At 64.4% G+C, this 24,205-nt stretch carries 20 protein-coding genes; 14 read left to right on the top strand and 6 right to left on the bottom strand.

Annotated features, from left to right (window positions below; genetic code table 11):
* Window positions 1-144 precede the first annotated feature (144 nt).
* Genes AC1DGP_RS20795 through AC1DGP_RS20780 form a run of 4 tightly spaced genes read left to right on the top strand, consistent with a single transcriptional unit; the run spans window position 145 to window position 3,567 of the window.
* Window positions 145-1,158, top strand: a complete 1,014-nt coding sequence (locus AC1DGP_RS20795; RefSeq protein ID WP_441477901.1) for an ABC transporter substrate-binding protein — start codon at window positions 145-147, stop codon at window positions 1,156-1,158.
* Window positions 1,155-1,955, top strand: a complete 801-nt coding sequence (locus AC1DGP_RS20790) for an ABC transporter ATP-binding protein (RefSeq protein WP_441491026.1) — start codon at window positions 1,155-1,157, stop codon at window positions 1,953-1,955. The genes AC1DGP_RS20795 and AC1DGP_RS20790 overlap by 4 nt, the downstream gene beginning before the upstream one ends.
* A complete protein-coding gene (locus AC1DGP_RS20785; RefSeq protein WP_476832486.1) occupies window positions 1,952-2,824 on the top strand; it encodes an ABC transporter permease in 873 nt (290 codons plus the stop codon). The genes AC1DGP_RS20790 and AC1DGP_RS20785 overlap by 4 nt, the downstream gene beginning before the upstream one ends.
* Window positions 2,825-2,847: 23 nt before the next feature.
* Window positions 2,848-3,567 (top strand): GntR family transcriptional regulator, encoded by a 720-nt coding sequence (locus AC1DGP_RS20780; protein ID WP_441491028.1) that lies wholly within the window; start codon window positions 2,848-2,850, stop codon window positions 3,565-3,567.
* A 539-nt stretch (window positions 3,568-4,106) separates the two neighbouring features.
* On the opposite strand, the gene AC1DGP_RS20775 is transcribed toward AC1DGP_RS20780, so the two are convergent.
* On the bottom strand, window positions 4,107-5,351 hold the full coding sequence (locus AC1DGP_RS20775; RefSeq protein ID WP_476832485.1) for a benzoate/H(+) symporter BenE family transporter: 1,245 nt from the start codon (window positions 5,349-5,351) through the stop codon (window positions 4,107-4,109).
* A gap of 114 nt (window positions 5,352-5,465) precedes the next feature.
* On the opposite strand from AC1DGP_RS20775, the gene pdxR reads away from it, so the two are divergent.
* Together pdxR and AC1DGP_RS20765 are read left to right on the top strand one after the other, a co-directional pair.
* Window positions 5,466-6,956 carry a MocR-like pyridoxine biosynthesis transcription factor PdxR gene (gene pdxR, locus AC1DGP_RS20770; RefSeq protein WP_476832484.1) on the top strand — a complete coding sequence of 497 codons (1,491 nt, stop codon included), beginning with the start codon at window positions 5,466-5,468 and terminating at the stop codon, window positions 6,954-6,956.
* A 243-nt stretch (window positions 6,957-7,199) separates the two neighbouring features.
* A complete protein-coding gene (locus AC1DGP_RS20765) occupies window positions 7,200-8,000 on the top strand; it encodes a YggS family pyridoxal phosphate-dependent enzyme (RefSeq protein ID WP_476770784.1) in 801 nt (266 codons plus the stop codon).
* 112 nt (window positions 8,001-8,112) lie between these two features.
* Here the strand turns inward: AC1DGP_RS20765 and AC1DGP_RS20760 are convergent, their stop codons facing one another.
* The 4 genes from AC1DGP_RS20760 to AC1DGP_RS20745 form a co-directional block, all read right to left on the bottom strand.
* Window positions 8,113-8,865, bottom strand: coding sequence for an SDR family NAD(P)-dependent oxidoreductase (locus AC1DGP_RS20760; RefSeq protein WP_441491032.1), 753 nt, complete (start codon window positions 8,863-8,865; stop codon window positions 8,113-8,115).
* A gap of 233 nt (window positions 8,866-9,098) precedes the next feature.
* Window positions 9,099-10,277 carry a GAF domain-containing sensor histidine kinase gene (locus AC1DGP_RS20755; protein WP_476776589.1) on the bottom strand — a complete coding sequence of 393 codons (1,179 nt, stop codon included), beginning with the start codon at window positions 10,275-10,277 and terminating at the stop codon, window positions 9,099-9,101.
* A gap of 162 nt (window positions 10,278-10,439) precedes the next feature.
* Entirely contained in the window at window positions 10,440-13,220 is a 2,781-nt protein-coding gene (locus AC1DGP_RS20750) for a hybrid sensor histidine kinase/response regulator (RefSeq protein ID WP_476771019.1), read from the bottom strand.
* A 290-nt stretch (window positions 13,221-13,510) separates the two neighbouring features.
* Window positions 13,511-13,771: a hypothetical protein gene (locus tag AC1DGP_RS20745; RefSeq protein ID WP_441491035.1), complete on the bottom strand. Its 261-nt coding sequence runs from the start codon at window positions 13,769-13,771 to the stop codon at window positions 13,511-13,513.
* 246 nt (window positions 13,772-14,017) lie between these two features.
* Between AC1DGP_RS20745 and AC1DGP_RS20740 the strand changes: the two genes are divergently transcribed.
* A complete protein-coding gene (locus tag AC1DGP_RS20740; RefSeq protein WP_476832483.1) occupies window positions 14,018-14,314 on the top strand; it encodes a hypothetical protein in 297 nt (98 codons plus the stop codon).
* 37 nt (window positions 14,315-14,351) lie between these two features.
* Here AC1DGP_RS20740 and AC1DGP_RS20735 read toward each other — a convergent pair whose 3' ends face one another.
* Entirely contained in the window at window positions 14,352-16,253 is a 1,902-nt protein-coding gene (locus tag AC1DGP_RS20735) for a hybrid sensor histidine kinase/response regulator (protein WP_441507733.1), read from the bottom strand.
* Between the two features lie 202 nt (window positions 16,254-16,455).
* Between AC1DGP_RS20735 and AC1DGP_RS20730 the strand changes: the two genes are divergently transcribed.
* The 7 genes from AC1DGP_RS20730 to AC1DGP_RS20700 all read left to right on the top strand — a co-directional run bounded on the left by AC1DGP_RS20730 (window position 16,456) and on the right by AC1DGP_RS20700 (window position 24,157).
* The gene (locus tag AC1DGP_RS20730; RefSeq protein WP_441491038.1) at window positions 16,456-16,881 is read left to right on the top strand and encodes a lipocalin-like domain-containing protein; all 426 of its coding nucleotides are present in this window, start codon (window positions 16,456-16,458) and stop codon (window positions 16,879-16,881) included.
* Window positions 16,882-16,949: 68 nt separating this feature from the next.
* The gene (locus AC1DGP_RS20725; protein WP_441491039.1) at window positions 16,950-17,864 is read left to right on the top strand and encodes a LysR family transcriptional regulator; all 915 of its coding nucleotides are present in this window, start codon (window positions 16,950-16,952) and stop codon (window positions 17,862-17,864) included.
* A gap of 230 nt (window positions 17,865-18,094) precedes the next feature.
* Window positions 18,095-18,583: an NAD(P)H-dependent oxidoreductase subunit E gene (locus tag AC1DGP_RS20720; RefSeq protein WP_476832482.1), complete on the top strand. Its 489-nt coding sequence runs from the start codon at window positions 18,095-18,097 to the stop codon at window positions 18,581-18,583.
* Window positions 18,580-20,166: a formate dehydrogenase beta subunit gene (locus AC1DGP_RS20715; protein WP_476832481.1), complete on the top strand. Its 1,587-nt coding sequence runs from the start codon at window positions 18,580-18,582 to the stop codon at window positions 20,164-20,166. The genes AC1DGP_RS20720 and AC1DGP_RS20715 overlap by 4 nt, the downstream gene beginning before the upstream one ends.
* Before the next feature lie 10 nt (window positions 20,167-20,176).
* Window positions 20,177-23,056 carry a formate dehydrogenase subunit alpha gene (fdhF, locus tag AC1DGP_RS20710; protein ID WP_476823925.1) on the top strand — a complete coding sequence of 960 codons (2,880 nt, stop codon included), beginning with the start codon at window positions 20,177-20,179 and terminating at the stop codon, window positions 23,054-23,056.
* Window positions 23,043-23,885 (top strand): formate dehydrogenase accessory sulfurtransferase FdhD, encoded by an 843-nt coding sequence (gene fdhD / locus AC1DGP_RS20705; protein ID WP_476832480.1) that lies wholly within the window; start codon window positions 23,043-23,045, stop codon window positions 23,883-23,885. Before fdhF ends, fdhD begins: the two co-directional genes overlap by 14 nt.
* A complete protein-coding gene (locus tag AC1DGP_RS20700) occupies window positions 23,882-24,157 on the top strand; it encodes a formate dehydrogenase subunit delta (RefSeq protein ID WP_476832479.1) in 276 nt (91 codons plus the stop codon). The genes fdhD and AC1DGP_RS20700 overlap by 4 nt, the downstream gene beginning before the upstream one ends.
* The last annotated feature ends 48 nt before the right edge of the window (window positions 24,158-24,205 follow it).

Genomic DNA, 24,205 nt, shown 5'->3' with positions numbered 1-24,205 from the left:
GGGACAGCATATGGGCCGGCTCGATCCTGTCCAGATAAATCTGCATATTTTTATCACACGCCAGATAATCTGAATTTATTTGACACGTTTGATCGATAATGCATCGTTCGCTCATCCGTATCAGAAAAACGCAAGGGGAGCGGGATGAAACGTAGGCAGTTCATGGCAGCGGCGGCGGGCCTGCCGCTTGCGCTCGCAGCGTCGCGTGTTCATGCGCAGGCGCAGGATGAGCTCACGATCGTCTATCCGAGCCCGGGCGGGCTGGGTTATTTCGCCCTCTATGCCGCGATCGGCGAAGGTTATTTCGCCGAGGAGAAGCTCAAGATCCAGCCGCGCAGCGTCAATGGTTCGGCCCAGGCCATCCAGGCGCTCCTTGCGGGCCAGGCGCAGCTCGCCCATCCCGGTCCGGGGCCGCTGATGGCGGCGCGCGAACGGGGCCAGGATCTGGTCTACATCTACAATTACTTCACCCGCAGCCAGTTCAACCTCGTCGTGCCGGAGGCTTCGCCGTTCCAGAAGCCCACCGACCTGAAGGGCAAGGTCATCGGCGTCGGCACGGCAGACGGGGCGGAGGTCGCGTTCGTGCGCTCGATCTTCGACGCCGAGGGCATGAAGGAAGGCCAGGACTACAAGTTCATCACGGTTGGCGAGGGCGGCATGGCTGTCGCCGGCTTCATGCAGAAGGCGATCGACGCCTATGCCTCCGACACCGCGGGCGCGGCCACGCTGACACTGCGCGGTGTCAAGCTGCGCTCGCTGACACCTCCGCCGTTCCAGTCCTTCTTCGGCAACGGCTATGTGGTGACGCGGAAATATCTCGACGAGAACCGCAGCATGCTGGAGCGCTTCGGCCGCGCGCTGGTCAGGGGCACCAAATTCGGGATCGACCCGGCCAACCGGGCCGCGACCCTGAAACATGCCCGCATGGGCAATCCGCAACAGCTGGAAAACATGCCCTTCGCCGAGGCTCTGCTCGACGTCTATTACAAGCTGACCAGTCCGATCGATCCCGCCAAGGGTTTTGGCTACAACCACCCCGCCGCCTGGGAGATGTGGCAACAGACGCTCGTTGCCTCGGGCGATCTCAAGAAGCCGCTGGCCGACCTGACCAAGGCCTATTCCAACGATCTCGTCACGGCCTGGAACGCTCCGCGATGACGGTGGCGGCGACTGTATCGGCCGAGGCGCGACCTCGGCCGGTCTACGAACTCGCGCAGGTTTCGAAATCCTACGGCGAGCGCGTGGTGGCGCTGGAGAACGTCGATCTGGTTCTCCGGGAAGGTGAGTTCCATTCGGTCATCGGCTCGAGCGGCTGCGGGAAGTCGACGCTGCTCAAGATCATGGCGGGCCTGACACCGCCTTCGAAGGGCCGGGTGATGCTCGCGGGGACACCGGTGCTGGGCGCMCGTGCCGATATCGGGATGATGTTCCAGCAGGCGACGCTGTTTCCGTGGCGGACGACGCTCCAGAACATCCTGCTGCCGGTCGAAGTCCGCGAAGGGCGCGCTGCAGCCGAGACGGCCGCGGCGCGTGCTCGCGTCCTGCTCGAACTGGTCGGGCTGAAAGGGTTCGAGGACACCTACCCCTCGCAGCTCTCGGGCGGCATGGCGCAGCGCGCCGCGATCTGCCGGATGCTGATCTCGGAGCCGAATGTGCTGCTGCTCGACGAGCCGTTCAGCGCACTCGACGAGATCACCCGTGATTTCATGAACATGGAGCTGCAGCGCATCTGCCGCGAGCGCAACGCCTCGGCCTTCCTGGTGACCCATTCCATCGCCGAGGCCGTCATCCTCTCCGACATCGTGCATGTGATGTCGTCGCGCCCCGGGCGGATCGTGCGCAGCATCCCCATCGCCCTGCCGCGGCCGAGGACGCTCGACATGACCACGCTGCCGCTCTTCGGCGAGTATGTCGGTGTGATCCGCGGCCTTCTCGACAAGGGAGCATTCCTGTGAGCCATGTCGCGGAGAAGCCGTTGGCAGCCGCCCTGCCCGCCGACACGGTCTGGATCGAAAAGGTTTCGTGGATTTCCAAGGCCCCGCGCTGGGCCTCGATGCTTGGGCTGCTCGTGCTCTTCCTCGGGCTCTGGCAGGGCATCACCGCCGCCGAGATCGTCTCGCCGCTGATCCTGCCTACCCCCGGCGATACGCTGCGCGATATCGGCTTCGTCGGGCGCAACCTGATGGCCGGGGACTATATGCTGCCAGCCTTCTGGGTCACGGCAAGCGAGGTCCTCGTGGGCTTCGTCGTGGCGCTGGCGATCGGTGTCACGCTCGGCGTCGTGGTCGGGGAAACGAGCTTCGGCGAGCGCGCGGTGATGCCTTACATCGTCGCGGTCGACACCATGCCCAAGCTCGCCTTCGCTCCGCTCTTCGTCGCCTGGCTCGGGTTCGGCATCATGTCGAAGGTCGCGCTCGCAGCCTTCATCTCGGTGTTTCCGATCATCGTCGGCACCGCGGCCGGGCTGCATGCGGCCGACGAAAATGCGCGCATGCTGTTCAAGAGCATCGGCGCCTCGCGCCTCCAGACACTGGTCAAGCTGAAGATCCCGACCGGCCTGCCGCAGTTCTTCACCGGCGTGAAGATCGCGGCGATCAGCGTGGTCTCGGGCGCGATCGCCGGCGAATTCCTCGGCGGCGGCCAGGGCTTCGGCGAGCTGATCCGGGTCGCCGCATCGCAGCTCGACACCCCGCGCGTCTTCTCGCTGATCATCTATCTCAGCCTGCTCGGGCTTTTCATGTTCGGCGTCGTGTCCTGGATGCAGTACAGGTTCGTCTTCTGGCAGCGTTCGAGTAACACCATCTCTTCCAGGGCACCCCGGTGAGCGGCAGCAGGACAGACACGACCATGGCAAAAGCTGCCGAGAAGACCACGCTGTCGACGACGGTCTACCAGAAACTGCGCAGCGACATCATCCAGGGCGAATTCAGGCCGGGTGAGAAGCTGCGCATCGAGGGGATTGCCTCGACCTATGGCGTCGGCAGCAATGCGGTCCGCGAGGCCCTGTCGCGGCTGTCATCGGAGCGCCTCGTCGAGCGGCACGAGCAGCGTGGCTTCTCGGTGCCGACGATTGCCCTCGACGATTGGCGGGTCCTCGTCCGCACGCGCTGCTGGCTCGAAACCAGGGCGCTCGAGGAAGCGATCAGCCATCGTGACGAGCGCTGGGAGGAAGGCATCGTGCTCGCCCTCCACCGGCTCTCGCGCTATCGCTCGGATCTCCCTGCGGAGCGCGCCGCTTGGGAGGACGCCCATCGCAATTTCCACCGGGCGCTGCTGGCGAATTGCGGGTCGCCCTGGCTGCTCGAGTTCTGCGAGATCCTGGCCGACCATGCCTCGCGCTATATCTCGATCTCGCACGCCTTTGGCAGGATGCCGCGCAATGGGCAGAGCGAGCACGAGGCGCTGATGAAGGCGGTGCTCAACGGCACCCCGCAAGAGGCCTGTGCCCTGCTCGTCGCGCACTACACCAAGACGCTCCAGACGATCGAGGAACTGTTCACGGAGGAGCGTTTCGCAGCCCTTGCGACCGGGCCCGGGAGCACACGCACCGCGGAATTCACGGAGTGACCACAGCGACGCTACGCGGAAATCTGATCTCCGCGTCGGCAAATCTGTGGGGAGCGCCGTTGTTTCGAGTGTCGCCTCCAGCCCGATCTTGCCGGGCCTCTTCCCGTCTCCGCCCGCCGCAGCGACGAACGTGGCTGGCGTGTCTGACTGGACCTCAGGACAGTCGATGGTCAGGCTCGGCGACAAGGCCGAAATCCTCCTGGAGCCCCCCGGACCCGGCAATGGGCTCGTGAGCCGAAGGTGCGCATATTGGCGTAAGGCATCGCTCGTCAGAAGCCGACCGATGCGGTCGTAAACGGCAAGCCCGTCACGCGGTGCCTGTTCGGAAGCGGCAAAAGTCAGACGATTGCCGAACACCGGATTGTCCATGGTAGTGGACATGCTTGGTGGTGTGGCGATCGTCTGGGCAGCTGACGCGGCGGCCCCGATAATTCGCGTGAGATGGTTCGGTTTCTGCTCGAAAGCTGAGGCGTGGGATTGCACGAGAAGGATCACGTTTCGGGTCGGCCGACATTGACGAAGGCGAAGTCCGCATGCCCTCACTCTGCCCCGCCTCTGCCGACTGCCGACGGACGAGCGCCCTCGACAGACTCACGGCGCGGCAAACGGCCATGCAGGATCACATAGGCGACGAGCCCGATCACCAGCCCCCAGAACGCCCCGCCGATGCCGAGCAGGCTGATCTTGGCCGATGAGGCAAGGAACGTGATCAACGCCGCCTCACGCGACCTCTGGTCGGCCATAGCGCTGGCGAGACTGCCGCCAATCGTGCCCATTAGCGCCAGCCCTGCGAGCGTCGTGATGAAGGTCGCTGGGAATGCCATGAAGACCGCCGCCAGAGCCACGCCGAAGACGCCGACAAGCACATAGAAAACGCCTGAGGCGACTCCTGCGATCCACCGTTTGGACGGATCCTCATGCGCTTCCTTGCCCGTGCAGATCGCCGCGGTGATCGCTGCGATGTTGAAGGCGTGGGAACCGAACGGCGCCATGATCAGCGAACCGAGACCTGTCACGGTCACGATCGGATTGGCGCTGGTCCTGAAGCCGTCATTGCGCAGGACGAGCATCCCCGGCATGTACTGCCCGGTCAACGTGATCAGGAACAGCGGCAACGCGACGCTCAAGAGCGCATTGAGCGAAATGTCCGGCGCAGTGAACACCGGAGCCGCAAGCTTGAACTGAAGCCCCGCGAGATCGACACGTCCCTGCACAGTCAAGAAGGCGAGGCCGAGCACCAGAATGCCAACGATAGCATAGCGAGGGATGAAGCGCTTCAGCACGAGATAGGCGATGATCAGAAGCCCAACCAGCAGAGGATCGACGCTCGCACCGCCAAACGCGCCGATGCCGAACTGCAGCAGGATACCGGCGAGCAAGCCTGATGCGATGCCCGGCGGGATCAGCCTGACGACCTTCTCGAAATAGCCCGACAGCCCGAGGGCGACGAATGCGGCCGCCGAGATCAGGTAAGCACCGACCGCCTCGGCATAAGGGGTCGTGGCGAGTGCCGTGACGAGGAACGCCGCCGCCGGCGTCGACCAGGCCGTGATGATCGGCTCGCGAAAGTGCCAGCTCAGATAGATCCCCGTCAGCCCCACGCCGATGGAAACAGACCAGACCCAGGATGCCGTCAGCTCCGGGCTGAGCCCCGCAACCTTTGCGGCCTGAAAGACCAGAATGAAGGTTCCCCCATAGTTGACGATGACAGAGATCAGTCCCGCGACGATCGGAGGCGCGAGATCACTTGGAGTGAGCGATGGTGGTGACGAGACAGGCGGCATGATCGTGGTCGTTATCCTGAAAACCCGCCTGGCCCGGGCCAGCGAGGCGGCTTGACTCCTAGCGGATCAATGGTCTGTTCATCCCCTCCACTTTCTTCGAGCAAGTCAGACCAATTGTTCAAGCATTCTCAGTTGGAATCGGTGAAGGCATGGCTTGCCCATCCCGCCCATGCGGAACTGCCGCTTCACGCGCGTATTCAACGGGCTTTGCGGCAGATGATCCTCGATGGTGCGCTGGGTCCCGGCAAGCCGCTGCCGGCCTCGCGGGCGCTCGCCAAATCGCTCGGTCTCTCCCGCGACACGATCGAGGCCGCCTATGCCCAGCTCCATGCCGAGGGCTTCATCGACCGGCGGGTGGGCAGCGGCAGTTTCGTGGCTGAGATGACCGAGTTCACTCCTGGCCTCAGGCTCTCTCATCGCGGCGCACTGCGGCGTAGCCCGGCTTCGAACCTCAGCGAACGCGGAGCGGCCATCTTCCGCGGTGGCGGCGTTCGCGAGCAGCTATCTCCCCGGCCGTTTGCCCCGGGCGTACCCGAGACGCGCAGCTTTCCGCTCGCGCTCTGGCAACGCCTGGAGCGGCAGGTGCTGAAGGAGACCGGCACGCGGGCGCTTCTTCACGGAGATCCCCAGGGCGCGGAGCCGCTTCGACGCGCTATTGCAGACTATGTCAACCTGGAGAGAGGCGCCCGCGCTCATCCCGACCGCGTGCTGGTCCTGACAAGCTCACAACAGGCAGTGGCGCTCTGCGCCAATATGCTGCTGGATCCTGGAGACCGCATCTTTATCGAGGATCCAGCCTATTACGGGGCACGCAAGGCCTTCGATGCAGCCGGTCTGGAATCTGCGCCTATCCGCGTCGACGATCAGGGAATTCTGGTCGAGCAACTGCGTGACGATCCGCGCAAGGCCAAGGCCGTCTTCCTGACGCCGTCCCATCAGTTTCCGACGGGCGCGACACTTGCGCTCGACCGGCGTCTCTCCCTGATCGAATGGGCAGCGAAGCATCAGGCCTGGATCATCGAGGACGACTACGACAGCGAGTTTCACTACGCCGGCAAACCAATGGCCTGCGTTCAGGGTCTCGATCAGCATGACCGGACCGTCTATATCGGCACATTCACGAAATCGCTCTTTCCAGGCTTGCGGGTCGGCTATGTCGTGCTGCCCCCGCAGCTGGTCAAGCCAATGACGATTGCGCGCACGCTCCTGGACGGCCACACCGCCTCGATCGCGCAATTGACACTCGCCCGTTTTATGGAGGGAGGACATTTCGGAGCGCATGTTCGCGCCATGCGTAATGTCTACGCCGAGCGGCTCGAAATCCTGGCAAGCCTCGTGCGGACGGAGCTTTCGGCTTTCGTCGAGCCTCGGGTTCCGATCGGTGGACTCCAGATGCCGTGCGCGCTGACCGGCGACCTTTCAGAGCGTGCGGCCATCGACGCCGCGCAGCGCGTTGGCGTCGAGCTTCTGGGTCTGTCGGCCCTTCATGCTTCTGACAATGGCGAGGCTGGCTTTCTGATGGGCTTCGCGGCCTACACTCCGGCCGAGCTTGAGGTCGCAGTCAAGCAGCTCTCGAGCGCATTCCGGACTGTGAAGAGCGCGTAGACCGGGGCAGTCCGGCTCACCGCAAATGGCCGGCCTTATCCTCTGCAAGTGGATGGGTGCAGCAGGCCATTTTCAAGATAAATACCGACGAAGCGATCCGCCGCAGATCAACAGTCGCATGTGCCAGGACTACACTTCATCTGGGTATAACGGACCTGCATCAAGGCGGGATCGTCGGGTTGCCGCCCTCGGCAAGGTCTTCGCAAGACTTGCCCGGCGGTCTCATCTGGAGCTTGCTTCGACATGAATGCACCATCGACGGGCGCCCTTTCGGCCGAGGATATCGCCCGCTTCGGTCATGACCCTGCCGAAGCATTTGCGATGAACCTGAAAGCCGTTCAGGAGCGCATCGCGTCAGCGTGCCAGGGCTGCGGGCGAAATCCAGTCGATGTGCATCTGCTGCCGGTCACCAAGACGGTTCCCGCCCATATCCTGCGGCTCGCCTTTGCTGCAGGCATCTCCAGCTTTGGGGAGAACAAGCTTCAGGAGGCCCGGGACAAGCGGTCGGTGCTTGGCGACCTGCCGATCCGCTGGAGCATCATCGGTCACCTCCAGACGAACAAGGTCAAGTATCTCGCCCGCTTCGCCACGGAGTTCCATGCCCTCGACAGCGTCCGGCTGGCCGATGAGCTCAACCGCCGGCTGGAGGCCGAGGGGCGCGACCTCGACGTCTTCGTTCAGGTGAACACGTCCGGCGAGGCCAGCAAGTACGGCCTGCATCCCGACGATCTTGTGTCGTTCGTCGAATGTCTGTCCGAGTACCCTCGCCTGAAGCCGCGCGGCCTCATGACGCTGGCAATCTTCAGTGCGGATTCCGAGCGCGTGCGCGCCTGTTTCCGGCTGCTGCGGACCCTGCGGGACCGCGCCGTCAGCATCGATCCCGGCCTTGTGCAGTTGTCGATGGGTATGTCGGGTGACTTCGAGTGCGCCATCGAGGAAGGCGCCGACGTCGTTCGGGTCGGCCAGGCCATTTTCGGTGCGCGACCGACCAGCGACGCGCTCTACTGGCCTGGTCTCATCCCGACCTCGCGACCGGAAGAGTGACGACACCGAGCCGAGCCTGTTCTGTTTCCGAAAGCAGACATGATCCGGCGGCAATGCGGGTTGCCGGCTGCGCCTCATGCAGCTTCGTCAGGCCCAGGTCTTCACCGCTGTGTCAGGTCAGCAACTGCCCGCCATCGACGACGATCGTTTGCCCGGTCACCCAGCTTGCCATGTCGCTCGCCAGGAACAGGGCGACATTGGCGACCTCTCCCGGCGCCCCGAAGCGCCCCCAGGGAATGCTGCCGAGCGTGCGCTCGTAGAGCTGCGGATCGGTCGTCTTGCGATTTTCCCACGAGCCGCCCGGAAACGCGATCGAGCCCGGCGCGATGGCGTTGACCCGGATGCGCTTCGGTGCGAGCGCCCGCCCCTGCCCCATGGTGTAGTTGACCACGGCCGCCTTGATGGCAGCGTAGGGCAGCGAACGCGGCACCGCCGTCAGGCCGGAAATCGACGAGATGTTGATGATGGCGCCGCCGCCCGCTTCCTCCAGGAACGGTATCGCCGTCTGGGTGGCGCGCACGGTCGCCATCAGGTCGACATTGATGCTGGCAAGCCAGCCGCTCTCGTCATCCTTCGAGCCGAAGCCCGACGCGTTGTTGATCAGGATGTCGATGCCGCCGAGCGCGCGAGCAGCGTCAGCCACAAAGCTCGCGGCCGCAGAGCCCTCGCCGAGATCGCATGCCATGCTGAAAACCGCCCCGCCATGCCGCTTCAACTCGGCTTCGACGGCGCTGAGCCCCTCGGGATTGCGAGCGCAGATCGCCACATCGGCGCCTGCCGCCGCGAAAGAGAGCGCGATGGATCGCCCGATGCCGCGGCTGCCGCCTGCGACGACGACCTTCTTGCCCCTGAAGGAGATTTCCATTCCGTAGCCCCGTTCAAACCATTTGACTGATCACGCCATGGTGCGCTTTCGGCAAACCGGCCTCAATCCGAATATGGCCCGGCGTCGATGTGTCCACACCCCAGTGAGGGGCGGATCATGCCGGCCGCTCCATCGCGGGCGCGAACTCCTTTTTCGGGGCAAGGGGCAATTTCTGTCGCGCATCACCGGCGGGCATCCCGGAGGCGATAGGCGCCGATCGAAACCCGGGTCGCTCAGAGGGTGAGCGGCATCCTGAATCTGAACCGCGTGCCCTCGGATGTCGAGATGACATCCAGCGTGCCTGCATGCGCCTTGGCGATCTGCGCGCAGATATAGAGGCCAAGACCGAGGCCCTGCTGGTGGGATCTGGCGGAGGCGCGCACGAAGGGTTTGAAGAGCTCGGCCATGATCTCAGGCGGGATTGGCTCTCCGGAATTCGAGACCGACAGCTCGAAATAGTCGGGAGACCGATGAGCGTCCACGATCACGGGGCCGTCCTCGGCGCCGTGCCTCAATGCGTTGGCGATGAGGTTCGACGCCATCTGGGCGATGCGCGCCGGGTCGCAGTCGATGACGCCGTCGAACCGCAGCGCCGCCGCGATCTCGCGATCGGGATATGCGGTCTGGAGTTCGCCGATCACCTGCTCTAGCGCAGGCTTCAGGTTCGTCTCGGCACCGCGCTCGAGAATGAACCCGCCGCCCAGTCGCCCGCGTGCGAAATCGAGAACGTCGTCGATCAGGCGCGACATCCGGCCAACGCTGCTCTGCATCATCGTCGCCAGCGTGCGCACCTTCGCCATGTCATCGCTCTTCAGCACCATGCGAAGGCCGGAATGGATGGAGGCAAGCGGATTGCGCAGGTCATGGCCGAGCACGGCGATGAACTGCTCGCGGATCTCGGTGTTCTGCAATTCGCCGACCAGTCTGGCCGCGCTGTCAGCGAGTTTCTGGTGGGCGTCGAGGTGGAAGGCGATCAGCTCAGCGAAGAGCTTGAACATGCCGGTAATGGCGGGCGTGCTGACGACATGCGGCCGCGGGTCGATCGCGCAGAGCGTGCCGAAGAATATTCCATCAGGCAGGATGATCGGCATCGAGATATAGCTCTGCAGGCCATAGGTCGCAGGCGTATGATGCCGGCAATAGACGGGGTCCGCGTCGACATGGTCGATGACGACCATCTCGCGATGGTCGCGGATTTCATTGCAGATCGTGGTCTCGATCTTTAGCTCGCCGCCGGGCTGCAGGCCGAACGCGATTTCGTCGCGAACGCCACAGGCGACCCAGCGGTCCTCGGTCACCCGCGCGACGGCGGCAAAGCCCATGCCCGTCGTCCGGCACACCACTTCCAGAATGCTCGGTACCGCGGCAATGGACGAGATCGCGGCGATATCTTCAGAGAAATCTTGACGCATCAAACCCCGCCCGGAAAAAATGAGCGGAAACACAATCGTGACGACGCGTCTATGTCAAAAGACCGGTCACGATTGGCCGTCCACGCCCGGATATGCGGCTCAGACATTTCTCCAAAGCCATGGGCATAGCGGCCATTCCGGCCCCATACCATAGGATAATGCCTAGCCTGTGACGCGTCCCAACACCCGCCCGAGCAGGTCCAGACCATAGGGCTTCTTGAGCAACTCGGTGCGCGGCTCTGCATCAAGACCCTCGACCTGGTCCCGCCCCGTCGCGAAGACAATGGCGATCGCCGGCTTGAGTTCACGCAAGCTCCGGGAGAGCTCGATGCCCGAAATGTCGGGCAGGCCGACATCGGTCAGCAGGATGTCGATCTCCTCCCGCGACGCGATATCGATTGCCTCGCGCCCGCTATCGGCCTCGATCGCGACATAGCCGAGCTCGCGGACCAGATCGGCGGTATCCATGCGAATGATGGCGTCATCCTCGCAAACGAGGACCGTGAGTTTCCGCGCGGGCTCGGATGCAGCGAGCGGTGCCGGGCTGACTGCCGGCTCCGGCGTGTCGCCAGACGGTTTCCTGCCGCCATGCGACAGGACCTGCCTGATCTTCCTGGCCAGAGCCTCGCGCGTGTAGGGCTTCGACAGCAGGTTGACGCCTTCATCGAGCCGCCCGCCATGCACGATGGAGTTTTCCGTGTAGCCCGAGGTGAAGAGCACGCCGAGTTCCGGCAGCCTCTCCTTGGCCTTGCGCGCCAGTTCCGGGCTCTTCAATACTCCCGGCATCACGACATCGGTGAAGAGCAGGTCGATGGGTATGCCGCTCTCGATGACCGCAAGCGCGCTTTGCGCGTCATGTGCCTTCAGGACGCGGTAACCGAGTTCGCCCAGCAGTGCGATCACCGTGTCGCGAACGGCCTCGTCGTCCTCGACGACCAGGATGGTCTCGCTGCCGCCGCTGACCGGGCCGGTTTCGCTCTCGACCGGCATATCCTCGACCTGGGTCGAGCGTGGCAGATAGAGCCGGATCGTCGTGCCGTGGCCGGCCTCGCTGTAGATCTTCACATGGCCGCCGGACTGTTTGACGAAGCCGTAGACCATGGAGAGGCCGAGGCCTGTGCCCTTGCCTTCGGGTTTGGTCGAGAAGAACGGCTCGAAGACCCGCTCCATGACCTCAGGGCTCATGCCCGAGCCCGTATCGGTCACCGCCACCATGACATACTGGCCCGCCGAGACATCGGAATGCGCGCGTGCATAGGCGTCGTCGAGAAAGGCGTTGCCGGCCTCGATGGTGAGGCGGCCCTGGCCGTCCATCGCATCACGCGAATTGATCGCGAGATTGAGGAGCGCATTCTCCACATTGGTCGGATCGACCAATGTGTTCCAGAGCCCGCCGGCGATCATCGTTTCCACTTCGACGGCTTCGCCCAATGTGCGGCGAAGCAGATCGTCCATGCCGCGGATCAGCCGGCCTACGCTGACGACCTTGGGCTCCAGCGCCTGCCGGCGGCCGAAGGCCAGCAGTTGAGCGGCGAGCTTTGAGCCGCGCGCCACGCCTGCCATGGCGTTCGCGGCCCGCTTCTCGGCCCTCTCATTGCCGGTGATATCGCGCGAGAGCAGCTGCAGGTTCCCGCTGATGACCTGCAGCAGGTTGTTGAAATCATGCGCAACGCCGCCGGTCAGGTTGCCGATCGCCTCCATCTTCTGGCTGTGGCGCAGGGCATCCTGCGCCCTGGCGAGCTCGGCCGTGCGGAGCTCAACGCGATCTTCCAAGGTCGTGGCGAGGTCCGAGAGCGCCGCCTCAGCCGTCTTCTGATCGTCTATATCGGTATTGGTGCCGATCCAGCGTGCCACCGCGCCGTTCTCATCGAGGATCGGGACGGCACGGGCGATGTGCCAGCGGAAGGCCCCGTCATGGCGCCTCAGCCTGAATTCGGTCTCGTAGCGAATCCCGTCACGCCGGGCATTTTCCCAGGCTGCGGCGGCACTCGCGAGATCGTCGGGATGAACGATCGCTGTCCAGCGCTCGTCGTCGAGCGCGCCTGCCTCGGTTCCAGAATAGGAATAGACCTGTTCGTTGAACCAATCGAGCATTCCGTCCGGCGTCGCGGTCCAGACATGGTTCGGCATGGATTGCGACAGAGTCCGGAAGCGGCTTTCGCTCTCCTGCAAAGCGGCCTCGGCCTTTTTGCGGCCCGTGATGTCCTGGAAGAGCACCGCGACCTGCTTCGCGCTGGCCGGCTCGATGCGAAAGGCCGAGAGCTCGAGATAGCGGCCGGTGGCGACGAGCTCACGTTCGAAGCGGATCGGCTGGCCGGTGCGCAGCACGCCGCCATAGAGCTCGACCCAGCCATCGGCCTCGTCCTGCACCATGTCGCGGAGCTTCTTTCCGACGACATCGGGAATGCCGGCATGAATCGCGTAGGCGGGGTTGGCCTCGATATGAATGTAGTCGCTCAGCGCGCCATGCGGCCCATCGAAGAACTCGATGATGCAGAACCCCTCATCTATGCTGTCGAACAGGGTGCGATAGCGCTCTTCGGTCGCGACCAGCGCCTCTTCGACCGATTTTTGCGCCGTAATGTCGCGGGAAATCGCCAGCAGCCGCTCCGGCTTGCCGTCGGGACCCGGGACAGGCGTGACGCGGACATCCCACCATTTGGGCGTGCCCGCCATCGTCCTGGCGAAGCCCTCGAATTGGCCGGTGCCGCCGGCCCTGGCCGCTGCAACAGCGGCGATCGCCTCTGCCCGATCCGTGCCCTCCCAGAAATCGGTCCAGGCGCACCCCTCGATCGGCCCAAAATCGGCGACCTCCATGACCCGTATGCCGCCTTCGCTCATGAAGGTCAGCTTGCCGTCGAGGTCGAGAACCTTGATGCAATCGTCGGATATCGCGAGCACGCTCTGGATCAGGCGGCGGTCGCGCTCCACGTCTGTGGTCACAGTCAGGTCCCTGCTCATTGCGCTGCGTGATGTCTCGAGCGTGCAAGCGTTCCTAGCGGCATTCGGCATGAACTGACACTGAGAGGATCATCGCGGGGCCGCCAGACTGAGCAGAGTGGAAGGAAAAACGGGGAGATAGACACGCCGGCAGTCCGCCGGGGAGACGAAGGATTTCGACACCGACAATCGACTGGCGACACTCAACTGCGATGCCCCCCGTCAGGTTCCATCGGTCCGAAAAGATTCTGCGCCTCACGATGCCGTCCGTGCGCAGGCACGAAGAGGCGCCCTCATTCTGATCCGGCCTGGGCCTCGCCTTCGCCGTCCCCGCCATTCATCACGCCGTAGGAGCTGGATTTTGCGCCCGGCACGAGCGTGTAACCGACGGCCTCCAGCCCTCGCCTGAGCAGCTCCCGCACGGCCGCGGCACGCGTCGGCATGCGATTATTGAACCGGAAGTCATCGATCACCCGCAGCTCGTCCTCGTCGAGCATGACCTGAAGTCGCTCGCCGCGGCTGAGGCTTGTTCCCTTGATCGTTGTCTCGCTCATTGTCCGACCCTGCGCTGCCCGGATCACTCAATCGACGCAAAAGCATCACTCTCATCAGAATGCGCCACTTACTCATTTGTTCCCATTGCGCCATCGGCTCGAAATGAGCAGGCGGTGCGCACGCCTCGCTATAAGTCACTGCACCAATTGGTTTTTTATCGTATCGACGGGCGAGGCGCGGTACTCTTGAGAAAATTATCTCAGGGACCGCGCCGAAGTTTCGCCCGTCCCGGAACAGGAGCAGCGATGCCAGTTGCAGGAAAAATCGTACTCAAGAGCGGAGCACAGCTTCCGCTGGAATACCGCATGGTGACCCAGCCGGACGGCCTCCTGTCCGGTGAGCTGATCGGCGATCTGGATGCCTGGGATCCGTTGGTCTTTGCCGACCGCCTGAGACTGGTCTGCAATGACGGGCGATCAGTCGAGGTGCTGATCACGCATGTGACGGACAAGGGCGCGCTTTTCATCGCCGCGCTGGAAGTTGCCGCCACGAACTCCGATTGCCAGGATGTGGCAACCACGACGGCAGCACTCGCTGGCTAGTATTGGGCCGCGGCGCAGTCGGATCTGCGTGCCGAATTCAGCTTGTTGCCGCGTCGACGGCACGCTGGAGATCGACCTGCCAGAACGGCTTTGAGAGCCGGGGCAGTTTCTGTCCCTGCTCGGTTGGCAGCTCCGCATAGCCGGTTGCCAGGATGATCGGCAGGTCCGGCCATTTCGCCCTGATGATTTCGGCGAGCTGGGCGCCTGTCATCCGGGGCATCGCGTGGTCGGTGATGACGAGATCGATCTTTGCGCCGCCGTCGAGCACCTCGAGCGCCTCCCTGGCCGAGGCCGCCTCGATCACGCTGTGTCCAAGATCCTCGAGCAAGGCCGCCGTGTTCATCAGGATGAGTGCGTCGTCATCGACGGCGAGCACCCGCAATGAGCGCTGGGGCTTGTCATCCGCCGGATACGATCGGGCATCGGGCGAGACCTCCTGCGTCGGCAATCGCTCTGCGACGGGAAGCCAGATTTCGGCCGTCGTCCCCTCTCCGGACCGGCTCTTGAGGACGAATCCCCCCCCGGACTGTTCGGCCATGCCATGGACCATGGAGAGCCCGAGCCCGGTGCCCTTGCCGACCCCCTTGGTCGTGAAGAACGGCTCGGTCGCGCGTGCCAACGTCTGCTCGTCCATTCCCTCTCCGACATCGCTCACCGACAGGCAGAGATAGCGCCCTGGCGCCAGGTTCGAGCGCCCGGCCGCCGCAATATCCTCAGCGCGCGCCGCAATGATGATCGTCCCGCCACCTGGCATGGCGTCCCGCGCATTCATGGTCAGGTTCAACAGCGCCAGTTCGAGCTGATGCGGATCGACGCGCGCCGCATCCAGCGCCAGCGGAAACCGCGTTTCAATACTGACGAGCGGACCGAGCGAGCGCTGGAGCAACTCCGACATGCCCGAGACCAGCTTCGGCAGGTCGACCGTCGTGGGAGAAAGTTCCTGGCGGCGCGCGAAGGACAGCATGCGCTGTGTCAGGGAAATGCCCCGGCGCGCGCCCTCGATCGCGTTATCGGCGAGAGCGGCGACCTTCTCGCTCGAGGCCTGTTTGCGGATGAGCTCCAGGCTGCCGAGGATGGCGGCCAGCAGATTATTGAAGTCATGCGCAACGCCGCCGGTGAGCTGGCCGATGGCCTCGGTCTTCTGGCTTTGAAGCAGCGATTGCCGCGCCTCCTCCAGCGCCTGCTCATGGCGTCGCCGTTCGGTCATGTCCCGGGTGACCTTGGCGAAGCCGATGACCTCGCCATTGTCCCCCTTGATCGCATCGATGACCACGCTTGCCCAGAACGGCGTTCCGTCCTTCCGGAGGCGCCAACCCTCCTTCTCGAACTTGCCCTCGCGGATGGCCGTGTCGAGCGCGCGCTGGGGCTCGCCCCTCTCGCGATCCTCGGCCGTATAGAAACGGGAGAAATGCTGCCCGATGATCTCGTCTGGCGCATAGCCCTTGATCCGCTCGGCACCCTGATTCCAGTTGCTGACGATGCCGTCGCGATTGAGCATATAGATGGCGTAGTCGGTGACGCCCTGCACCAGGAGCCGGAAGCGCTCCTCGCTTCGACGCAGGGCATTTTCGGCTTCTCTCCGCTCGGACAGATCGCGCGTGATCTTGGCGAAGCCGAGGAGTTCGCCGTCCGTTCCATAGATCGCATCGATGACGACGCTGGCCCAGAAGGTCGTGCCGTCCTTGCGGACGCGCCAGCCCTCGCTTTCGAAGCGGCCCTCGCGCGCCGCCGTGCCCAGCGCGAACGCGGGCAGTCCCCTCGCGCGATCGGCATCGGTGTAGAAACGCGAGAAATTGGTGCCAAGCACCTCCAGCGCCGTGTAGCCCTTGAAGCGTTCGGCCCCGCGGTTCCAGCTGCCGATCGTGCCTGCCGGGTCGAGCATGTAGATCGCATAATCCGTGACGGCCTCGACCAGGATGCGATAACGCTCATCGCCCATTGCAGATTGTTCGGCCTTACCCATAGCGTCCCCGCGCATCACACCGGAACAGGGAACGTCGGCGAGTGGACATTGTTCCGTCGCCGGAATGAAAAAGCATCGAGCGCCCCGTCGCAGCGCAGCACGCCTAAGCCCCATTTGCTTTATCGAATGCCCCGAGCAAGATGGCTACCAACTCGCGAAAGCGTCGTTGGAGACTGGCATGGCCGACGCCGAAGCTCTGCTGGGCACCTGGAAAATGATCTCCTGGACGCGCGAGGCTGTCGCGACCGGGGTCGTGACCGACGCCATGGGGTCTGATCCGGTCGGCTACATTTCCTATCAGCCCGACGGTCGAATGATGGCGCTCGTGCTTGACCGGAACAGGGAGAAGCCCGTCGGGTCTGCGCCATCGCCCGAGGAAAAGATCGGTCTGTTCGATTCGATGCTTGCCTATGCGGCGGCCTATACGCTGGAGGACGACAAGGTCACCCACCATGTCGACGCGGCCTGGAACCCGACCTGGCAGATCGACCTGATCCGGCCCTACATCCTGGCCGGGGACAGACTCGTGATCAGCGGAGCGCCCGGCCATGATCCCGCAACCGGCGAAGCGGTGATCTACCGCATGGAGTTCCGGAAGGTCTGAGCGCTTTCGCGGGCAGATCGGCACATTTTCAGATTGAACCGAACGACCGCCGCGCTAGCCTAGCTGCAATGATCATTCGTCAGCTTGTCTATCTGGACGCCCTTGCCCGCGAGAAGCATTTTCGACGCGCAGCCGAGGCCTGCCACGTCTCCCAACCCACCCTGTCCACCGCCATCGGACAGCTGGAGGAAGAACTCGGCGTGCTTATCGTCGAGCGGGGGCGCCGGTTTCAGGGGCTGACCAAGGAGGGCGAGGTCGTCCTCGCCCATGCCCGCCGCATCCTGGCAGAGGCCGACCTGCTGAAGGAATCGATCGCCGAGCTCAGGCAGGGCGTGAGCGGTCGCATCCGGCTCGGCGCCATTCCGACAGCCCTGCCGATGATCGCCCACATCACCGCGCCGTTCTCGGAGCGCTACCCGGCGGTCTCCCTGACCGTGCTGTCGCTGACCTCGGCCGAGATCCAGAGCCGAATCGACAATTTCGAGCTCGATGTCGGCCTGACCTATCTCGACAATGAACCTCTCGACCGCGTGATCTCGAAGCCGATCTACCTGGAATCCTATGTGCTGCTGACGCGCGAGGATGGCGAGATCGCGCGGCAGGACACCATCACCTGGGCGGAAGCCGCGGAGCTCAAGCTTTGCCTGCTGACCTCCGACATGCAGAACCGACGGATCATCGACGGCATCTTTCGCTCCGTCGGACATTCGCCGCGGCCGGCAATCGAAACCAACTCGATCTTCAACCTGTGCTCTCATGCCGGGATCCAGGGCGTCTCGAGCATCGTCTCGCTGCAGCTGCTCGAGTTCTTCGGGGTACCGCTCGGAACCAAGGCCCTGCCGCTCGTGGAGCCGGACGCCAAGCGCACCATCGGGCTGATCGTGGCGGACCGCCAGCCCTTCGCGCCCTTGGCGCGAAACCTGCTGATGATGTCGCGCCCGATCAGCGAGGCCGGCCTGCCTCGCCTGCCCATCGTGAGATAGCTGAGTTCTATCTAAGACGGCAGATCCAGCTCCTCCCGGAGGGAACTATAATCGTTTGGCCGCGTTCTATGGATTGGCACGCAAGGAGATGCGGCAAGCATCCCGGGAACGCTGCTTTTTGATAGCTAGAAGCTATCACGTAGTTGGAACAAACGATTTGAAATCGTTCCAGCCTTGGCCACCCTGACCACAAGCATGACGGCCGGTTCAACGGCCCGCTTGGAGGAAATATGGCTGAGTTTCCGGCATGGGACCGGGACGAAGCACGTCGAATCGTCGGCGGGCTCGTTCATTTGGAAGGCGCAACCCTGCCCATCCTGCACGCGCTGCAGGAGGAGTTCGGCTATATCGACGCCGAGGCCGTTCCGCTGATCTCGGAAGCGTTGAATCTGTCGCGGGCCGAGGTTCATGGCACGATCAGCTTCTATCACGACTTCCGGTCCGAGCCGGCGCCGCGCCGCGTCGTCAAGMTGTGCCGGGCCGAGGCCTGCCAGGCGCTCGGCTGCGAAGACCTCGTCGCGCATCTTGCCCAGGCGGGCGGCATCGCGGTCGATCACGCGTCTCCCGACAGCCCCGTCGCGGTCGAGACCGTCTATTGCCTCGGCAATTGCGCACTCGGGCCCTCGGCCCTGGTGGATGGCGAACTGATCGGGCGCGTCGACGCTGCGCGCCTGCTTGCGCTTTGCGAGACGCAGCCCGGCTCGAGGGGGCAGCGATGAGCCAGGAGTTCACCAACAGCCCGCCCCCCGGCATCCGCGTCTTCGTGCCGATCGATGCGGCCGCCCTGTCGGTCGGCGCCGAAGCGGTCGCGCAGGCGATCCTGCGAGAAGCCGCGGAGCGCGGCATCGAGATCGAACTCGTCCGCAATGGTTCGCGCGGCCTGCTCTGGCTGGAACCGATGGTCGAGGTTGAAACCAGCGAGGGCCGCGTCGCCTATGGCCCGGTCACCGCGGCAGGGGTAGCCGGCCTGTTCGATGCAGGCTTCATGCATGGCGATGCGCATACGCTGCGCCTTGGCCCGGTCGCCGAACACGACTGGATGAAGCGCCAGCAACGCCTGACCTTCGAGCGTGTCGGCGTCACCGATCCGCTCTCCCTGCCGGAATATCGCGCCCATGGCGGCCTGGCCGGATTGCAGTCGGCGCTCGCGCTTCAGCCGGCCGAGATCGTCGAGACGGTTCGCGCGTCGGGCCTGCGCGGCCGGGGCGGCGCCGGGTTCCCGACCGGGATCAAATGGAAGACCGTCCAGGACGCCAGGGCCGATCAGAAATATATCGTCTGCAATGCCGATGAGGGCGATTCCGGCACATTTGCCGATCGCATGCTCATCGAGGGCGACCCCTTCCTCCTGATCGAGGGCATGGTGATCGCGGCAATCGCGGTCGGCGCGACGCGTGGCTACATCTATCTGCGCTCGGAATATCCGCATGCCTATCGCACGCTCTGCCGCGCCATTCTGAAGGCGGAGCATGCCGGCCTGCTCGGCGACTCGGTCCTCGGTTCCGGACATGCTTTCCACCTCGAGGCCCGGCTCGGGGCCGGCGCCTATATCTGCGGCGAGGAGACGTCGCTGCTCGAAAGCCTGGAAGGAAAGCGGGCGATCGTCCGGGCCAAGCCGCCCCTGCCCGCGCTGCAAGGCCTGTTCGGCAAGCCGACGATCGTCAACAACGTGCTGTCCTTCGCGGCCGTGCCCTGGATCCTGGCCCATGGCGCCCAGGCCTATGCCGATTTCGGCATGGGTCGCTCGCGCGGCACGCTGCCGGTGCAGCTCGGCGGCAATGTCAGACGTGGCGGGCTGATCGAACTCGCCTTCGGCATCTCGCTGCGGGAGATCATCGAGGGCTTTGGTGGCGGCACGCTGAGCGGCCGGCAGATCCGCGCCGTCCAGGTTGGCGGTCCGCTCGGCGCCTATCTGACTGCGAGCCAACTCGACACGCCGATGGATTACGAGGCGCTGGCGGCCATCCGGGCGATGCTCGGCCATGGCGGTATCGTCGTGTTCGACGACACGGTCGACATGGCCAAGCAGGCGCGCTTCGCCTTCGCGTTCTGCGCCAAGGAAAGCTGCGGCAAGTGCACGCCCTGCCGCATTGGCGCGACGCGCGGCGTCGAGGTGATGGACCGCATCATCGCAGGCGAGGAGCGCCCGAAGAACATCGCCGTGCTGCGCGATCTTTCGCGCCTGATGACCGACGCCTCGCTCTGCGCGATGGGCGGCCTGACCCCCATGCCCGTGCTGAGCGCGCTGAACCATTTTTCCGAGGATTTCGACCGGCCACCGCTGCCGATGGCCGCCGAATGAGGAGCATCTGATGAGCCTGATCAAGGAGATCGATTTCGGGACGCCGATCCGCGTGGCGGAGAAGCTGGTCACGCTGACGGTCGACGGACAGAGCGTCACGGTGCCGGCCGGCACCTCCGTCATGGCCGCGGCAATGAGCCTCGGCACCAAGATCCCGAAGCTCTGCGCCACCGATACGCTCGAGCCCTTCGGCTCGTGCCGGCTCTGCCTGGTCGAGATCGAGGGGCGGCGCGGCACGCCGGCCTCCTGCACCACACCGGCCGAGGACGGCATGGTGGTCAGGACGCAGAGCGAGCAGCTCTCGACGCTGCGCAAGGGCGTGATGGAGCTCTACATCTCCGATCACCCGCTGGACTGCCTGACCTGCTCGGCCAATGGCGACTGCGAATTGCAGGACATGGCCGGAGCCGTCGGCCTGCGCGAGGTGCGCTATGGCTATGAGGGTGAGAACCACGTCTTCGCGAAGCAGGACGGCGCGGCCAACGCGCTGTTCCTCGGCAAGGACGCTTCGAACCCCTATTTCACCTATGACCCGTCGAAATGCATCGTCTGCAACCGCTGCGTCCGCGCCTGCGAAGAGGTGCAGGGCACATTCGCACTGACGATCACCGGACGCGGCTTCGAGTCGCGCGTCGCGGCCGGCCCAACCGACTTCCTCGGCTCCGAATGCGTCTCCTGCGGCGCCTGCGTCCAGGCCTGCCCGACCGCGACCCTGATGGAAAACTCCGTCATCGCGATGGGCCAGCCGGAGCATTCCAAGGTCACGACCTGCGCCTATTGCGGCGTCGGCTGCTCGTTCAAGGCCGAGATGCAGGGCGACCGCGTCGTGCGGATGGTTCCCTACAAGGACGGCAAGGCGAACGAGGGACATTCCTGCGTCAAGGGCCGCTTCGCCTGGGGCTATGCGAACCACAAGGACCGCATCACCCAGCCGATGATCCGCGAGAAGATCACCGATCCCTGGCGCGAGGTGTCCTGGGAGGAGGCGATCGGCTACGCGGCGTCCGAGTTCAAGCGGATTCAGGCCAGCTACGGGCGGGAATCGGTTGGTGCGATCACCTCGTCCCGCTGCACCAATGAAGAGGTCTTCCTCGTCCAGAAGCTGGTGCGCGCCGCGTTCCGCAACAACAATGTCGATACCTGCGCCCGCGTCTGCCACTCGCCGACCGGCTACGGTCTGAAGACGACATTTGGCACCTCCGCCGGTACCCAGGACTTCAAGTCGGTGGCCAAGGCGGATGTCATCATCGTCATCGGTGCGAACCCGACCGACGGTCACCCGGTTTTCGCCTCGCGGATGAAGAAGCGCCTGCGCGAGGGCGCCAAGCTGATCGTCGCCGATCCGCGCCGGATCGACCTCGTGAAGTCGCCGCACATCAAGGCCGAGCATCACCTCCAGCTCAAGCCCGGCACCAATGTCGCGCTGATCAATGCGATTGCCCATGTCGTGGTCACCGAGGGGCTGATCGACGAGGATTATGTCCGCGAGCGCTGCGACCTCACCGATTTCGAGATCTGGGCCCGCTTCATCGCCGAAGAGCGCAACTCGCCCGAGGCGAGCGAGGAATTCACCGGCGTTCCGGCGACCGAGGTCCGCGCCGCCGCGCGCCTCTTCGCCACCGGCGGCAATGGCGCGATCTATTACGGGCTCGGCGTCACCGAGCACAGCCAGGGTTCGACCACCGTCATGGCGATGGCGAACCTCGCGATGGCCACCGGCAATATCGGCCGCGAGGGCGTCGGCATCAATCCGCTGCGCGGCCAGAACAACGTCCAAGGCTCCTGCGACATGGGGTCGTTCCCGCACGAGTTCTCCGGCTATCGCCATGTCTCCGACGATGCGACCCGCCAGATCTTCGAGATGATGTGGGGCGTGCCGCTCGAGACCGAGCCGGGCCTGCGCATTCCCAACATGCTCGACGAGGCGGTCGGGGGTACGTTCAAGGGGCTCTATGTCCAAGGCGAGGACATTGCGCAGTCCGATCCCAATACCCAGCACGTCACGGCGGGTCTCGCTGCGATGGAATGCGTCGTCATCCAGGATCTCTTCCTGAATGAGACTGCGAAATACGCCCATGTCTTCCTGCCGGGCTCGTCCTTCCTGGAGAAGGACGGCACCTTCACCAATGCCGAACGCCGGATCAACCGCGTCCGCCAGGTCATGGCGCCGCTTTCGGGCAAGTCGGAATGGCAGGTCACGATCGATCTCGCCAATGCGCTCGGCTATGACATGGCCTACGCCCATCCCAGCGAGATCATGGACGAGATCGCGCGCCTGACGCCGAGCTTCGCAGGGGTGAGCTATGACAAGCTCGACAAGCAGGGTTCGGTGCAATGGCCCTGCAACGAGAAAGCCCCGAACGGGACGCCTCTGATGCATGTCGACCGCTTCGTGCGCGGCAAGGGCAAGTTCATGATCACGGAATACGTGCCGACGCAGGAGCGCACCGGCCCGCGCTTCCCACTGATCCTGACGACCGGCCGCATTCTCTCGCAATACAATGTCGGCGCTCAGACGCGCCGGACCGAGAATTCGATCTGGCACGATGAGGATGTGCTCGAAATTCACCCGTTCGACGCGGAGAACCGCGGCATCCAGACGGGCGATCTGATCTCGCTTGCCAGCCGCTCGGGCGATATCGCATTGCGGGCCGAGGTCTCGGAACGCATGCAACCGGGCGTGGTCTACACGACCTTCCACCATGCCTCGACCGGCGCCAACGTCATCACCACCGATTATTCGGACTGGGCGACGAACTGCCCGGAATACAAGGTCACGGCCGTCGAGGTTCGGCGCACCAATTACTATTCGCAATGGCAGGAGCGGAACCGGGAGGAAGACGTTTCGCTCAGGCTGATCGCGGGCAGGTTGCCGGATGCCGCAGAATAGTTCGCCCGCCCAGTCCCCGGCCTCCTGCGCCGTCCAGGTCGAACCGCTGCGGTTCGACTCAGGCCCGCAGCCGTTCGCGATCGCCGAGGTCCCGGTCGAGACGCCGGTGAACGTCGTCTATGGCACCCTGCCCTATGCGGTGATGATGGCGAGCCCGGCCGATCTGGAGGATTTCGTCGTCGGGTTCAGCCTGACCGAAGGCATCATTGCCGGGGTTGACGAGATCCGCGAGATCCGGGTCACGCCGCGGGAAGACGGCATCGTGGTCTCGGTCGATCTGGCGCCCGGCCGTTTCCGCGAGCATCTGGCCCGGCGTCGCAATCTCTCGGGCCGAACCTCCTGCGGCCTGTGCGGCGTCGAGACCCTGGCCGATCTGCCGGTGGCGGAACTGGTGTCCCGCAGCCGCTCCCCGGTGACACCTGGCGCCATCCGGACAGCGCTCGCCGCACTGGAAGGCCACCAGCCCCTGCATCGCCGGACGCGCGCCGTCCATGCCGCGGCCTGGTGCGACAGCGAGGGCAAGATTCTGGCTGCGCGCGAGGATGTCGGCCGTCACAACGCGCTGGACAAGCTGATCGGCGCCCGGCTTCGTGCCGGCCATGGCACCGATGACGGCTTCGTCCTCGTCACCAGTCGCGCCTCATTCGAGATGGTCGAGAAGGCCGCGATCTTCGGAGCCGGAACCCTGGTTTCGGTTTCGGCCCCAACATCCCTGGCGATCGAGCGGGCCAAGCGCCTCGGCCTCACCCTGGTCAGCATCGCGCGCAGCGATGCTGCCATGCTTTTCACTGGCACGCTCGCGCATGAGCGGGAGGCCCACACGTCATGAGCACGATAGGCAATACGCCCTCCTCGCATGCCGAAGCGGTGCTGGCAGGTAAAGGCGCCAAGCTCGCGCACATGGGCGGCCAGATCGCCGACTTCTTCCAATCCTACCCGGACGAGCAGGCCGTGCCCGCGATCGCCGACCATATCAACCAGTTCTGGAGCCGGCGCATGCGCGACGACTTCATCGCAGCCTTCGCTGCAAACCCGTCCGGATTGCCACCGCTGCTGCGCAAGGCGCTGCCCAAGATCAAGGGCGCGCCCGCCGGACGCTGACATCTCTGCTGTTCACGGAATGCCACCGGCCCTTCGAGGGAAGGCCGG

This window comes from Allobosea sp. 05T433, from assembly GCF_056396065.1.
The sequence above is the reverse complement of the archived record's forward strand: the minus strand, read 5'-3'. Positions and strand labels throughout refer to the sequence as shown.

What these genes read in the sequence shown, in the direction of transcription:
- AC1DGP_RS20795 (WP_441477901.1), top strand. Translation starts at nt 145, where the DNA reads ATGAAACGTAGGCAGTTCATGGCAGCGGCGGCGGGCCTGCCGCTTGCG.
- AC1DGP_RS20780 (WP_441491028.1), top strand. Translation starts at nt 2,848, where the DNA reads ATGGCAAAAGCTGCCGAGAAGACCACGCTGTCGACGACGGTCTACCAG.
- AC1DGP_RS20775 (WP_476832485.1), bottom strand. Translation starts at nt 5,351, where the DNA reads ATGCCGCCTGTCTCGTCACCACCATCGCTCACTCCAAGTGATCTCGCG.
- AC1DGP_RS20765 (WP_476770784.1), top strand. Translation starts at nt 7,200, where the DNA reads ATGAATGCACCATCGACGGGCGCCCTTTCGGCCGAGGATATCGCCCGC.
- AC1DGP_RS20760 (WP_441491032.1), bottom strand. Translation starts at nt 8,865, where the DNA reads ATGGAAATCTCCTTCAGGGGCAAGAAGGTCGTCGTCGCAGGCGGCAGC.
- AC1DGP_RS20755 (WP_476776589.1), bottom strand. Translation starts at nt 10,277, where the DNA reads ATGCGTCAAGATTTCTCTGAAGATATCGCCGCGATCTCGTCCATTGCC.
- AC1DGP_RS20745 (WP_441491035.1), bottom strand. Translation starts at nt 13,771, where the DNA reads ATGAGCGAGACAACGATCAAGGGAACAAGCCTCAGCCGCGGCGAGCGA.
- AC1DGP_RS20740 (WP_476832483.1), top strand. Translation starts at nt 14,018, where the DNA reads ATGCCAGTTGCAGGAAAAATCGTACTCAAGAGCGGAGCACAGCTTCCG.
- AC1DGP_RS20735 (WP_441507733.1), bottom strand. Translation starts at nt 16,253, where the DNA reads ATGGGCGATGAGCGTTATCGCATCCTGGTCGAGGCCGTCACGGATTAT.
- AC1DGP_RS20730 (WP_441491038.1), top strand. Translation starts at nt 16,456, where the DNA reads ATGGCCGACGCCGAAGCTCTGCTGGGCACCTGGAAAATGATCTCCTGG.
- AC1DGP_RS20725 (WP_441491039.1), top strand. Translation starts at nt 16,950, where the DNA reads ATGATCATTCGTCAGCTTGTCTATCTGGACGCCCTTGCCCGCGAGAAG.
- AC1DGP_RS20715 (WP_476832481.1), top strand. Translation starts at nt 18,580, where the DNA reads ATGAGCCAGGAGTTCACCAACAGCCCGCCCCCCGGCATCCGCGTCTTC.
- fdhF (WP_476823925.1), top strand. Translation starts at nt 20,177, where the DNA reads ATGAGCCTGATCAAGGAGATCGATTTCGGGACGCCGATCCGCGTGGCG.
- fdhD (WP_476832480.1), top strand. Translation starts at nt 23,043, where the DNA reads ATGCCGCAGAATAGTTCGCCCGCCCAGTCCCCGGCCTCCTGCGCCGTC.
- AC1DGP_RS20700 (WP_476832479.1), top strand. Translation starts at nt 23,882, where the DNA reads ATGAGCACGATAGGCAATACGCCCTCCTCGCATGCCGAAGCGGTGCTG.